The sequence below is a fragment of the Escherichia sp. F1 genome, from assembly GCF_046764225.1.
Classification (GTDB): Bacteria; Pseudomonadota; Gammaproteobacteria; order Enterobacterales; family Enterobacteriaceae; genus Escherichia; species Escherichia coli.
In genome coordinates, this window is the sequence record NZ_CP177202.1 from 2,921,659 (window position 1) to 2,934,512 (window position 12,854).

11 protein-coding genes are annotated in these 12,854 nt (G+C 52.4%); 2 read left to right on the plus strand and 9 right to left on the minus strand.

Annotated elements, in window-relative coordinates; translation table 11 throughout:
- Positions 1–13: 13 nt before the first annotated feature.
- The gene (gene rpmF, locus ACK8NJ_RS14295; RefSeq protein WP_000290727.1) at positions 14–187 is read right to left on the minus strand and encodes a 50S ribosomal protein L32; all 174 of its coding nucleotides are present in this window, start codon (positions 185–187) and stop codon (positions 14–16) included.
- Positions 188–238: 51 nt separating this feature from the next.
- The gene (gene yceD / locus ACK8NJ_RS14300) at positions 239–760 is read right to left on the minus strand and encodes a 23S rRNA accumulation protein YceD (RefSeq protein WP_001174481.1); all 522 of its coding nucleotides are present in this window, start codon (positions 758–760) and stop codon (positions 239–241) included.
- A 198-nt stretch (positions 761–958) separates the two neighbouring features.
- On the opposite strand from yceD, the gene yceF reads away from it, so the two are divergent.
- Complete coding sequence (gene yceF, locus ACK8NJ_RS14305; RefSeq protein WP_001125202.1) at positions 959–1,543, plus strand: 7-methyl-GTP pyrophosphatase; 585 nt, start codon at positions 959–961, stop codon at positions 1,541–1,543.
- Positions 1,544–1,654: 111 nt separating this feature from the next.
- Here yceF and rluC read toward each other — a convergent pair whose 3' ends face one another.
- Complete coding sequence (rluC, locus tag ACK8NJ_RS14310) at positions 1,655–2,614, minus strand: 23S rRNA pseudouridine(955/2504/2580) synthase RluC (protein ID WP_000846342.1); 960 nt, start codon at positions 2,612–2,614, stop codon at positions 1,655–1,657.
- Between the two features lie 572 nt (positions 2,615–3,186).
- Between rluC and rne the strand changes: the two genes are divergently transcribed.
- The gene (gene rne / locus ACK8NJ_RS14315; protein ID WP_411961733.1) at positions 3,187–6,372 is read left to right on the plus strand and encodes a ribonuclease E; all 3,186 of its coding nucleotides are present in this window, start codon (positions 3,187–3,189) and stop codon (positions 6,370–6,372) included.
- Positions 6,373–6,566: 194 nt separating this feature from the next.
- Here the strand turns inward: rne and flgL are convergent, their stop codons facing one another.
- From flgL to flgG, 6 genes are all read right to left on the minus strand, one after another.
- On the minus strand, positions 6,567–7,520 hold the full coding sequence (gene flgL, locus ACK8NJ_RS14320; RefSeq protein ID WP_001212766.1) for a flagellar hook-associated protein FlgL: 954 nt from the start codon (positions 7,518–7,520) through the stop codon (positions 6,567–6,569).
- A gap of 11 nt (positions 7,521–7,531) precedes the next feature.
- On the minus strand, positions 7,532–9,175 hold the full coding sequence (flgK, locus tag ACK8NJ_RS14325; RefSeq protein WP_000096478.1) for a flagellar hook-associated protein FlgK: 1,644 nt from the start codon (positions 9,173–9,175) through the stop codon (positions 7,532–7,534).
- 65 nt (positions 9,176–9,240) lie between these two features.
- Positions 9,241–10,182 (minus strand): flagellar assembly peptidoglycan hydrolase FlgJ, encoded by a 942-nt coding sequence (flgJ, locus tag ACK8NJ_RS14330; protein WP_001305885.1) that lies wholly within the window; start codon positions 10,180–10,182, stop codon positions 9,241–9,243.
- Positions 10,182–11,279 (minus strand): flagellar basal body P-ring protein FlgI, encoded by a 1,098-nt coding sequence (flgI, locus tag ACK8NJ_RS14335; RefSeq protein WP_000589332.1) that lies wholly within the window; start codon positions 11,277–11,279, stop codon positions 10,182–10,184. Before flgI ends, flgJ begins: the two co-directional genes overlap by 1 nt.
- Positions 11,280–11,290: 11 nt before the next feature.
- The gene (locus ACK8NJ_RS14340; protein WP_411961734.1) at positions 11,291–11,989 is read right to left on the minus strand and encodes a flagellar basal body L-ring protein FlgH; all 699 of its coding nucleotides are present in this window, start codon (positions 11,987–11,989) and stop codon (positions 11,291–11,293) included.
- A 52-nt stretch (positions 11,990–12,041) separates the two neighbouring features.
- Complete coding sequence (gene flgG, locus ACK8NJ_RS14345; RefSeq protein WP_000625837.1) at positions 12,042–12,824, minus strand: flagellar basal-body rod protein FlgG; 783 nt, start codon at positions 12,822–12,824, stop codon at positions 12,042–12,044.
- Positions 12,825–12,854 lie beyond the last annotated feature (30 nt).

Consider the following 12,854-nt stretch of genomic DNA (forward strand, 5'->3'; position numbering starts at 1 on the left):
CGCAGACGCGTGATTACTTAGCGATGACCTTGCGGCCGCGGTAGTAACCGTCGGCAGTGATGTGGTGACGCAGGTGTTTTTCACCAGAAGTTTTGTCTACAGACAGGCTGGTGACTGCGGTCAGCGCGTCATGGGAACGACGCATGCCACGTTTGGAACGGGTTGGTTTATTCTGTTGTACGGCCATGGACCTTACTCCTCAATTACGGTTTATCCCCGATCCAACGGGGAGCACCAATTACTTACGCTTTAAGCTGGCTAATACGGCAAATGGGTTTGGCTTTTGCGCTTCTTCAGGCAGTTCACCAAAGACCATGTCCGCTTCGGACACTTCACAGTGTTCAGAATCATGCACCGGAACTACCGGCAAGGCGAGGATGATTTCATCTTCAACCATTGCAAGCAGATCGATTTCACCGAATTCGTTAACCTCAATCGGTTCATACGCTTCCGGCAGTGCTTCAGCCTGTTCGTCTGAACGCACAGGACTAAAACAATACGTTGTGTAGACCTGATGAGTAAACGGCTTCCCGCAACGCTGACACTCGAGCGTTACCGTCACCTTCGCATCGCCGTTTAACACTGCGAGACGTTGGTTATCGATAGCGAACGACATGGAGCATTCCACATCACTGTCCACACTGACTACGGATTCGGCGACGCGCTCAACCTGATCAGGAGTATAGATACCCTGGTAATCAAGGCGTTTTTGAGCCGTACGAACCGGATCGAGAGTCAGGGGTAATTTTACCTTTTGCATAGGGCGCGCATATTAACTTTGTAACGTCATAGAGTCAAAGAAAAAGGCAGCATGTGGTTGCCTTTTGCCAATAATTCGCACACATTGCGGGTTACTGCTTTATTTTCGTTCAGTGCTGATAACGAACATCAACCTGCAAAACGAAGCGCATAGTTTAAAATGGCTATCATCAATACGCTATATCTGATGGAAAAAAATATGCCTAAACTTATTTTAGCCTCCACCTCGCCATGGCGTCGCGCTCTTCTGGAAAAACTGCAAATCTCTTTTGAATGTGCAGCACCAGAGGTCGACGAAACCCCACGCAGCGACGAATCACCGCGACAGTTGGTGCTTCGACTGGCACAAGAAAAAGCGCAATCTCTGGCGTCACGTTATCCGGATCATTTAATTATTGGTTCAGACCAGGTATGTGTTCTTGATGGCGAAATCACCGGTAAACCGTTAACGGAAGAAAATGCCCGTCTGCAATTACGCAAAGCCAGCGGCAATATCGTCACCTTCTATACTGGACTGGCGTTGTTTAATTCGGCGAATGGGCATCTACAAACAGAAGTGGAGCCTTTTGACGTCCATTTCCGTCACCTGAGCGAGGCGGAGATTGATAATTACGTGCGTAAAGAGCATCCCCTGCACTGCGCGGGTAGCTTTAAGAGTGAAGGATTTGGCATTACTCTGTTTGAGCGTTTAGAGGGGCGTGATCCTAACACGCTGGTTGGTTTACCGCTAATCGCGCTGTGTCAGATGTTACGTCGGGAAGGGAAAAACCCGCTGATGGGATAGTTATTTGCGCCGGATGCGGTTACGTCGCATCCGGCAATCGGTGCTGGCAGCCTGATGCGGCGTAAACGCCTTATCAGGCCAACCGCCCATTATCATGCTTATATGCTCGTATTAGCGCGCGTTACGCAGTTTTTGCAAACAACGCTTCAAACCATCATCCATCGGCGCTTCGATACGCATCACCTCACCGGTCCCCGGATGGGTAAACTTCAACGCTGCGGCGTGCAGGAACAGACGATTTAATCCTGTGCCTGCTTCAGTGAGCTGTCTGTCAAATTCACGGTCACCGTAGCGATCGTCAAAGGCAATCGGATGACCCGCATACTGTGTATGCACACGGATCTGATGAGTACGCCCTGTTACCGGGCTACAACGCACCAGGGTGGCAAATGCATAGCGTTCTTCCACTTTAAAGCGTGTTTCCGACGGTTTGCCTTCCTGACTGACACGCACGATACGTTCGCCGCTTTGCAGAATATTTTTCAATAACGGCGCTTGAACGCTCTTCACATGCGACTGCCACTGACCGCGCACCAGCGCCAGGTAATCTTTTTGCATCCCTTTTTCACGTAATTGCTCATGCAGAGAACGCAACGCCGAGCGTTTTTTCGCTACCAGCAACACACCTGAAGTGTCCCGGTCGAGACGATGAACCAGTTCAAGGAACCGCGCTTCCGGGCGCAACGCCCGCAAACCTTCGATAACGCCGAAGCTTAAACCACTGCCGCCATGTACCGCCGTACCGGAAGGTTTATTCAGCACCAGGATATGGTCATCTTCATATAAGATGACGTCCGCCAGCGCTGCCACCTTTTGCAGATGTGGCGAAACCGCCTCTTCTTCCCGCTCAGCAACGCGAACCGGTGGGATACGCACCTCATCACCCGCTTCGAGTTTATATTCAGGCTTAATACGTTTTTTGTTCACCCGCACTTCGCCTTTACGCAAAATACGGTAAATCATACTTTTTGGTACGCCTTTCAATTGGGTACGCAAAAAGTTATCGATACGTTGCCCCGCTTCGTCAGCGGTGATAGCAACAATTTTTACGGATGGAGTCTCTGTTTTCATGGTGGGCGATTCTAATTAGCCAACAGGATTCGCGCCACTCATTTTTCTATGCTTATATTTAGTTTTGCACCTTATTACTTCACTACGTGATCACTTTATTGATGGTTATTAAACCAATCACCAGCAAGAAGTGAAAAAACTGTGAGTAAGCGGGTGATAAATGGTAAAAGTCATCTTGCTATAACAAGGCTTGCAGTGGAATAATGAGGCCGTTTCCGTGTCCATCCTTGTTAAAACAAGAAATTTTACGGAATAACCCATTTTGCCCGACCGATCATCCACGCAGCAATGGCGTAAGACGTATTGATCTTTCAGGCAGTTAGCGGGCTGCGGGTTGCAGTCCTTACCGGTAGATGGAAATATTTCTGGAGAGTAATACCCAGTCTGTTTCTTTGATAATTGCGCTGTTTTTCCGCATGAAAAACGGGCAACCGACACTCTGCGCCTCTTTGAGCTGACGATAACCGTGAGGTTGGCGACGCGACTAGACACGAGGCCATCGGTTCACACCCGGAAAGGCGTTACTTTGCCCGCAGCTTAGTCGTCAATGTAAGAATAATGAGTAAGTTACGATGAAAAGAATGTTAATCAACGCAACTCAGCAGGAAGAGTTGCGCGTTGCCCTTGTAGATGGGCAGCGTCTGTATGACCTGGATATTGAAAGTCCAGGGCACGAGCAGAAAAAGGCAAACATCTACAAAGGTAAAATCACCCGCATTGAACCGAGTCTGGAAGCTGCTTTTGTTGATTACGGCGCTGAACGTCACGGTTTCCTCCCACTAAAAGAAATTGCCCGCGAATATTTCCCTGCTAACTACAGTGCTCATGGTCGTCCCAACATTAAAGATGTGTTGCGTGAAGGTCAGGAAGTCATTGTTCAGATCGATAAAGAAGAGCGCGGCAACAAAGGCGCGGCATTAACCACCTTTATCAGTCTGGCGGGTAGCTATCTGGTTCTGATGCCGAACAACCCGCGCGCGGGTGGCATTTCTCGCCGTATCGAAGGCGACGACCGTACCGAATTAAAAGAAGCACTGGCAAGCCTTGAACTGCCGGAAGGCATGGGGCTAATCGTGCGCACCGCTGGCGTCGGCAAATCTGCTGAGGCGCTGCAATGGGATTTAAGCTTCCGTCTGAAACACTGGGAAGCCATCAAAAAAGCCGCTGAAAGCCGCCCGGCTCCGTTCCTGATTCATCAGGAGAGCAACGTAATCGTTCGCGCATTCCGCGATTACTTACGTCAGGACATCGGCGAAATCCTTATCGATAACCCGAAAGTGCTCGAACTGGCACGTCAGCATATCGCTGCATTAGGTCGCCCGGATTTCAGCAGCAAAATCAAACTGTACACCGGCGAGATCCCGCTGTTCAGCCACTACCAGATCGAGTCACAGATCGAGTCCGCCTTCCAGCGTGAAGTTCGTCTGCCGTCTGGTGGTTCCATTGTTATCGACAGCACCGAAGCGTTAACGGCCATCGACATCAACTCCGCACGCGCGACCCGCGGCGGCGATATCGAAGAAACCGCGTTTAACACCAACCTCGAAGCTGCCGATGAGATTGCTCGTCAGCTGCGCCTGCGTGACCTCGGCGGCCTGATTGTTATCGACTTCATCGACATGACGCCAGTACGCCACCAGCGTGCGGTAGAAAACCGTCTGCGTGAAGCGGTGCGTCAGGACCGTGCGCGTATTCAAATCAGCCATATTTCTCGCTTTGGCCTGCTGGAAATGTCCCGTCAGCGCCTGAGCCCATCACTGGGTGAATCCAGCCATCACGTCTGCCCGCGCTGCTCCGGTACCGGTACCGTGCGTGACAACGAATCGCTGTCGCTCTCTATTCTGCGTCTGATCGAAGAAGAAGCGCTGAAAGAGAACACCCAGGAAGTTCACGCCATTGTTCCTGTGCCAATAGCTTCTTACCTGCTGAATGAAAAACGTTCTGCAGTGAATGCGATTGAAACTCGTCAGGACGGCGTGCGCTGTGTGATTGTGCCAAACGATCAGATGGAAACCCCGCACTACCATGTGCTGCGCGTGCGCAAAGGGGAAGAAACCCCAACCTTAAGCTACATGCTGCCGAAGCTGCATGAAGAAGCGATGGCGCTGCCGTCTGAAGAAGAGTTCGCTGAACGTAAGCGTCCGGAACAACCTGCGCTGGCTACCTTTGCCATGCCGGATGTGCCGCCAGCACCAACCCCAGCTGAACCTGCCGCGCCTGTCGTAGCCCCAGCACCTAAAGCTGCACCGGCAACACCAGCAGCTCCTGCACAACCTGGGCTGTTAAGCCGTTTCTTCGGCGCACTGAAAGCGCTGTTCAGCGGTGGTGAAGAAACCAAACCGACCGAGCAACCAGCACCGAAAGCAGAAGCGAAACCGGAACGTCAACAGGATCGTCGCAAGCCTCGTCAGAACAACCGCCGTGACCGTAATGAGCGCCGCGATACCCGTAGTGAACGTACAGAAGGCAGCGATAATCGCGAAGAAAACCGTCGTAATCGTCGCCAGGCACAGCAGCAGACTGCCGAGACGCGTGAGAGCCGTCAGCAGGCTGAGGTAACGGAAAAAGCGCGTACCACCGACGAGCAGCAAGCGCCGCGTCGTGAACGTAGCCGCCGCCGTAACGATGATAAACGTCAAGCGCAACAAGAAGCGAAGGCGCTGAATGTTGAAGAGCAATCTGTTCAGGAAACCGAACAGGAAGAACGTGTACGTCCAGTTCAGCCGCGTCGTAAACAGCGTCAGCTCAATCAGAAAGTGCGTTACGAGCAAAGCGTAGCCGAAGAAGCGGTAGTCGCACCGGTGGTTGAAGAAACTGTCGCTGCCGAACCAATTGTTCAGGAAGCGCCAGCTCCACGCACAGAACTGGTGAAAGTCCCGCTGCCAGTCGTAGCGCAAGCTGCACCAGAACAGCAAGAAGAGAACAATGCCGATAACCGTGACAACGGTGGCATGCCGCGTCGTTCTCGCCGCTCGCCTCGTCACCTGCGCGTGAGTGGTCAGCGTCGTCGTCGCTATCGTGACGAGCGTTATCCAACCCAATCGCCAATGCCGTTGACCGTAGCTTGCGCATCTCCGGAACTGGCCTCTGGCAAAGTCTGGATCCGCTATCCGATTGTACGTCCACAAGATGTACAGGTCGAAGAGCAGCGCGAACAGGAAGAAGTACAAGTGCAGCCGATGGTGACTGAGGTCCCTGTCGCCGCCGCTGTCGAACCGGTTGTTAGCGCACCGGTTGTTGAAGAAGTGGCTGAAGTTGTAGAAGCCCCCGTTCAGATTGCCGAACCGCAACCGGAAGTGGTTGAAACGACGCATCCTGAAGTGATTGCCGCCGCAGTAACTGAACAGCCGCAGGTGATTACCGAGTCTGATGTTGCCGTAGCCCAGGAAGTTGCAGAACACGCAGAACCGGTGGTTGAACCGCAGGAAGAGACGGCAGATCTTGAAGAAGTTGCCGAAACTGCTGAGGTTGTGGTTGCTGAACCTGAAGTTGTTGCTCAACCTGCCGCGCCAGTCGTCGCTGAAGTCGCAGCAGAAGTTGAAACGGTAGCTGCGGTTGAACCTGAGGTCACCGTTGAGCATAACCATGCTACCGCGCCAATGACGCGCGCTCCGGCACCGGAATATGTTCCGGAGGCACCGCGTCACAGTGACTGGCAGCGCCCTACTTTTGCCTTCGAAGGTAAAGGTGCTGCAGGTGGTCATACGGCAACGCATCATGCCTCTGCCGCTCCTGCGCGTCCGCAACCTGTTGAGTAATAATTAGCTCAAGCAATCAAGCCCTGGTAACTGCCAGGGCTTTTTTATTTCATCTTTGAATCAACATATTAAAATTCATCGAATGGCATCCTTGCTAACCAACAATATAAAATAGGCAAAAAAATGCCCGCCCCGGCGATCCCAGAGCGGGCAGACAAAACATACCCAGTTTCATGATATGTTTTAAAGCGAGCTTATTTGTTGAGCTGGAACAGCGACAATCCCTGCATATCGGTAAATGCTTTATACGATGCCTGCAATGCCGTTTGCTGCATGATGTAAGATGAAATAGTTGCATTCCAGTCCACATCAACCAGATCGCTCATCTGCTGCGTTTGCCCTAAAGCGCGATCGCTACCTAATGAATCCAGCGACTCCAGTTCGTTCAGCTGCGTGCCTAATTCCGCGCGAATAGTCAGCACATTGTTCAGCGAGTTTTTCAGTCCGCGGTTGGTTTTATCCAGTGCCGCAGCGGCGGTTTCTTTATCCGCTTCGCTATCCGCGACCGGCGTTTTCAGGGCTGCGATGGCGCTATCCAGCATGGCAAAAAGATTGGTTTCAGAAGCGCTACCGTCTGGTTCCGCTACCGCGTTGCTGGTAATACTGTCGAAAATTTTGTCACCCGTGTGCCCTATCACCATCGAACGCGAAGCATCGACCTGTTGTTTAATACTTTCTGCTCCGCCAACATATTCGCCGTCTGCCTCACTAAACGGCGCAGTTTCTGTTTTATAACCGGCAAAAATGTAGCGCCCGTTACCGTCAGTGGTGTTCGCCAGATTCAGCAACTGGTCACGAAGCCCCTGAATATCCGTAGCCAGCGAGGCCCGGTCATCGTCACTCAAGGTGCCATTGCTGGCGTAGACAATTTTTTCCTGAGCATTCTGGATAGCGGTGGTGACCTGGCTAAGTACACTCTCTTCCAGTGACACTTTTTGAGTGGCGAAAGTACGCGCCAGCGTGTACTGGCTGTTTTGCGCCTGTGCCTGGGAGAGAACAACAGCTTGTGATGCAGCAATGGGATCATCTGAAGGGTTAACGACTCGCTTACCCGTCGACATCTGTTCACCGTACTTCATCCATTCTGCCTGAGAATTGGTGATGCCGCGCATGTTTTGCTGGTACATCATCTGGGTACTGAAACGCATTTTATCTCCCCTTAGCGAATGTTAATCAGCGCATCAAAAATCGCGTTTGCCGTCTGCAGAACCTGCGCATTCGCGAGGTAATACTGCTGAAAACGTTGCAGATTTCCGTACTCCTCATCGAGATTGACACCGGAAATCGACTGCTGCTGATTGGAAAGCTGCGTCACCACATTACCTTGCGTGGTGCTACTGGTTTTCAACGTCGCGGTTTTATTACCGATATCACTCACTAACGAGGCATAAGCGTCGTTAAAGGATTTCGCACCGCCCACCGTTTTACTGTTGCTTTGCAGATCGAGCAGGGCCTGACCGTTGCGGTTGTCGCTATCACCCGCATCTTCTGCGCTCGCCATGGCGATTTTCGCTTCGTCGGTGATTAATACATCCATGTTGACGATGGCGTCACTTACCGGTTTCAGTGTGAAGCTGTCGTTAACGGCAGGCGTTCCTGTAAACGTCAACTCCAGACCATCAAATGCCACTTTACCGTTGGCATCCGGCGTCACCGTAAAAGTGGTATTACTGGCAAGGCGGGTGACCTGCCACTGATTATTATCGAACGAGATTTTGTAATCTGTCGCCAGTACCGCGGAGGCATCAGTTACCGTGGCACCGATCGCAACGTCACCTTTGTTTTTCGTGTTTTGCAGTACCGCGGGCTTACCGATAGCAAAGAAATCTTCACCGGCATCGCCGTTAGCATCAAATCCGGCTTTGTGTTGGGTGTTGAAAGCCTCGGCAAATGCCAGCGCCAGTTGTCCAAGCGTATTACGCGTCTGGTCAAGATCCTGAGAACGGAATGTCAGAATGCCGCCCAGCGACCCGGTATTCAGTAATTTCTCCGGGATCTCAATATTGCCTGCCGTCCCATCAACATAAGCGACAGTCGTACGAGAAGGGTCAGCGCTGGAAGGAACTGCCGCAAGTTGCCGCGCCGTACTTCCCTGAACCAGTGAGTAGCCATTGGCCATCGTGATGTTATAAGTGCCACCATCCTGAACGCTGACTTCTACGCCAACAATCTGGTTTAATTCGCTCACCAGTTGATCGCGTTGATCCAGCAGATTGTTAGGTGACGCCCCTGCCCCCACGCCTGTCAGGCGGGAGATTTGATCGTTCAGGCTGGCGATTTGTTTAGCGTAATTGTTGATCTGATCAACACTGGCACCTATCGCGATATTGACCTGTTTGTCCTGGTCGCGCAGATATTGATCGGTGGTTTTAAACTGATTCACCAACCCTTCTGATTTCCCAATCAGCGCCTGGCGCGCTGCCGGATCTTCCGCGTTACTCACCAGCGTTTGCAGGCTGGTGAAGAAATCCTGCATCTGTGTTGCCAGCGAAGAGGTACTGGTGGAGAGCATATTGTCGATTTTCGACATCTGCTCATAGCGGGCAGTCAGGCCGCTACTTTGCGTCTGCGCCGCACGTAACTGGTTGGTAATAAACGCATCATACTCACGCTGCACACCAGAAACGTAGACGCCATTGCCAACCCAGCCGCCAGCGCCCAACGTGCTATTGGCCTGCGCCATAATAGTGGTTTGGCGGGTATATCCGGCAACGTTATAGCTGGAGATATTATTACTTGCCGTATTTAACGCCGCCTGGGCCGCGTTCAGTCCGCTCATGGCGTTATTGATCAAGCTGGACATGGAGGTTCCTTATAAGCCTTCAATTACAGAGTATTATCGGCAGCGACCCGCCGGACTTGAGTTATTCAGAACAGATTATCAATGTTCATGCTGTAGGTTTTGCTCACCTTGTCGCTTATCGATTTCATCTGCTGAATCATGTTGGTGAGTTTGCGGGCATAGTGAGGATCGGTGGCATAGCCCGCGTCCTGTAGGGCCTGCGCCCCCTGCTCCGCACTCGCGGCGGTCGTCACGGCGGCGTAGCGCGGGTTACGCGTTAACAGCCCAACGTAATCCGACAGTGCTTCCAGATACGAGCTGTAGACCCGAAACTTCGCTTTTACTTTCTTCGCTTCGCCATTTTCATATTCAGTCGTGGTGATTTCAGTGACTGGCCCTTTCCAGTTGCCAGAGGCTTTGACGCCAAATAGGTTATAGCTCGGCTCGCCGTTTTCACGGCGGATTTGCCGTTGTCCCCAGCCAGATTCCAGCGCGGCCTGAGCGAGGATCAAATGATGTGGCACACCGCTTTGCTGGCTTGCCAGTTGGGCTGGCAGCGAGAGTTGCGCGAGGAATGCTTTACTGTCACCCGGCAGCGAATCATCGTAGTTACGTGGTACGGCCTTTTGCACCAGCTGCGAAAGCGTCTGATTTTGATAACGCACCACGGTTTCGAGCGGGAATTTCATCGGTGCTGCTGGCGTGGACTCCTCTGGCAATGGTTGTTCTGGCGTCATCTGTTTAACCATCATCTCTGCCAGCCCCAGACCTTTGCCCGCCGTCATCTGTTGGGCAATCTGCTGGTCATACATACTGGTATACAGGCGAGTGTGCTCGCTGCTGAACAGGCCATCTTTTGGTAAAGCGTCGCGCATGCTTTTCAACATCATCTGCACGAACATCCCTTCCACCTGGCGGGCCACCGGACGGATATTTGCCGCCGGATCTTCGCCCGCTTTCGCCTTAAGTTCGTTGAGCGATTGTGCATCCCAGGCCGCACTTGCCAGTAGTTTGCTGTCGCTGATCATCAGATGATTTCCAGTTTTGCCCGCAGACATCCCGCACTTTGCATTGATTGCAGTATGGACATCAGATCCATCGGCGTTGCGCCCAGCGCATTGAGCGCACGCACCACGTTATTGAGGCTGGCGCTGGAACGTACGCTTTGCAGCGAACCGCCGCTCTGGCGTAAATCGATCTGCGTTTGTGGAGTAACCACAGTCTGTCCACCACCAAACGGTGTATCTGGCTGGCTGACATTGGCCTGACGATTAACTGTTACTGAGAGATTTCCCTGCGCTACCGCGCAGCTGTCGAGGGTCACTTCGCGATTCATCACCACCGAACCGGTGCGCGAGTTAATCACTACTTTAGCGTCCTGCGGGGTGACATTAACCTGCATATTCTGGATATCTGCAAGGAAACGGACCTGGGAACTGTTGCCACTTGGTACGCGCACCTGAATAGTCCGCGCATCCAACGCGGTGGCGCTGCCATATCCACGCACTCGGTTGATGGTGTCAGCGATTTGCTGCGCCATACTGAAATCTTCGTCGTTAAGTTGCAAATTAAGGGTATTCCCGACGCCAAACTGGCTGGGCAATTCACGTTCAATAACCGCACCATTGGTGATCCGTCCACCGTTCAGTTGGTTCACCTGAACACTGCTACCGCCAGCGGAGGCCCCTGCGCCGCCAACCAGAATATTGCCCTGCGCCAGCGCATACACCTGACTGTCAACGCCCTTAAGCGGTGTCATCAATAACGTACCGCCACGCAGACTTTTGGCATTTCCCATGGAAGAAACCACCACGTCAATGGTTTGCCCCTGACGTCCAAACGGAGGAAGTGACACTGTCACCATTACCGCAGCGACGTTTTTTAGCTGCATATTGGTGCCCGTCGGAACGGTAATTCCCAGCTGTGAGAGCATGTTATTAAGCGTTTGTGTGGTAAACGGCGTCTGAGTTGTCTGGTCACCGGTGCCATCCAGCCCCACTACCAGGCCATAGCCAATCAGTGAGTTTTGCCTTACCCCCTGAACACTGGTGAGATCGCGAATACGCTCAGCCTGAGCCGCCGTCGTAACCAGTAGAAGAATTAATGCAGAGAGAAATTTAATCACCACAGCCTCACTTACATTGGCGACAGGTTGAGGAAGAAACGCTGCAACCAGCCCATATTTTGCGCTTCGTTAATGTAGCCATTGCCTACGTATTCAATGCGCGCATCCGCCACCTGAGTAGACGGTACGGTACTGCTGCCGCTGATAGTGCGTGGATTAACTACACCAGAGAAGCGAATAAATTCGGTACCCTGATTAATGGCGATCTGTTTTTCACCCACCACATGCAGGTTGCCGTTGACCAGTACCTGGTCAACCGTCACCGTCAACGTGCCGCTAAAGGTATTGCTGGCATTGGCCCCGCCCTTTCCGTTGAACGTGTTACCACCGGAGGCTTCGACATCGGCACGAGCGTTACCAAACAGCCCCTGCAAATAGCGCGGCACAGTATCAAAGCCAAAATTAGTTTTACCGTCACGGCTGGCATTCGCAGAGGAGCTTTTGCTGGCGCTGACGTTCTCCTGCAACACGATGGTCAGCGTATCGCCAATATTGCGTGGTCGACGATCTTCAAACAGCGGTTGATAGCCATAGTTAATCGGCTGAGCAGACTGGAAAATAGAACCGTTGGCGACGGGCGTCGGACCGGGAACCGGTTGTGCACTGGTCGCCCCCTGTACCAGCGGCGTGGAGGGTATCCAGGCGCAGCCGGTTAGTGAAAGCACCAACAAGCTGGAAATGGCATAAGTATGCGCAGCGTTTTTTTGCATGGCTATCATCTTCAAAAATCAGTAAACCGGTGAATCTGCCACCGGTTATGCCTTAGAGTTGCGTCAGTTTTTGCAGCATCTGATCGGTGGTGGATACCGCTTTACTGTTGATTTCGTAAGCGCGTTGCACCTGAATCATATTGACCAGTTCTTCCGCCACGTTGACGTTAGACGTTTCAACATACCCTTGATACAGCAGTCCCGCGCCGTTCAGGCCCGGCGTGCTTTCGTTCGGTGCACCGGAGGATTGCGTTTCGGTGTAGAGGTTTTCGCCAATGCTCTCCAGTCCGGTGTCATTCATAAAGGTGGTGAGATTGAGCTGCCCAACCTGAACCGGAGCTGCCTGGCCTTGTTGGGTTACGCTGACCACGCCATCACGACCGATGGTGATACTTAGCGCATTCGCCGGAATGGTGATCGCTGGCTGCACCTGAAAACCACCTGCCGTCACCAGCTGCCCGTTCTGATCCACCTGGAAAGAGCCGTCACGGGTATAGGCTGATGAGCCATCTGGCAACATCACCTGGAAAAAGCCCTGCCCTTTAATCGCGACATCTTTGCTATTGTTGGTCTGCGACAGATTGCCCTGACTGTGTAAGCGCTCAGTAGCAACCGGACGCACCCCCGTGCCGATTTGTAACCCGGAAGGTAAGGTCGTTTGTTCGGAAGACTGAGCACCGGGCTGGCGAATGGTTTGATAAAGCAGATCTTCAAATACCGCGCGCTGACGCTTAAAACCGTTGGTACTGACGTTTGCCAGGTTGTTGGCAATGACGTCCATATTGGTTTGCTGGGCATCCAGGCCCGTTTTGGCGATCCATAATGAACTGATCATAAAATGTCCTGTAGTGGATTAGTGACAAGC

Coding starts and splice junctions, on each gene's coding strand:
- rpmF (WP_000290727.1), bottom strand. CDS start 187: ATGGCCGTACAACAGAATAAACCAACCCGTTCCAAACGTGGCATGCGT.
- yceD (WP_001174481.1), bottom strand. CDS start 760: ATGCAAAAGGTAAAATTACCCCTGACTCTCGATCCGGTTCGTACGGCT.
- yceF (WP_001125202.1), top strand. CDS start 959: ATGCCTAAACTTATTTTAGCCTCCACCTCGCCATGGCGTCGCGCTCTT.
- rluC (WP_000846342.1), bottom strand. CDS start 2,614: ATGAAAACAGAGACTCCATCCGTAAAAATTGTTGCTATCACCGCTGAC.
- rne (WP_411961733.1), top strand. CDS start 3,187: ATGAAAAGAATGTTAATCAACGCAACTCAGCAGGAAGAGTTGCGCGTT.
- flgL (WP_001212766.1), bottom strand. CDS start 7,520: ATGCGTTTCAGTACCCAGATGATGTACCAGCAAAACATGCGCGGCATC.
- flgK (WP_000096478.1), bottom strand. CDS start 9,175: ATGTCCAGCTTGATCAATAACGCCATGAGCGGACTGAACGCGGCCCAG.
- flgJ (WP_001305885.1), bottom strand. CDS start 10,182: ATGATCAGCGACAGCAAACTACTGGCAAGTGCGGCCTGGGATGCACAA.
- ACK8NJ_RS14340 (WP_411961734.1), bottom strand. CDS start 11,989: ATGCAAAAAAACGCTGCGCATACTTATGCCATTTCCAGCTTGTTGGTG.
- flgG (WP_000625837.1), bottom strand. CDS start 12,824: ATGATCAGTTCATTATGGATCGCCAAAACGGGCCTGGATGCCCAGCAA.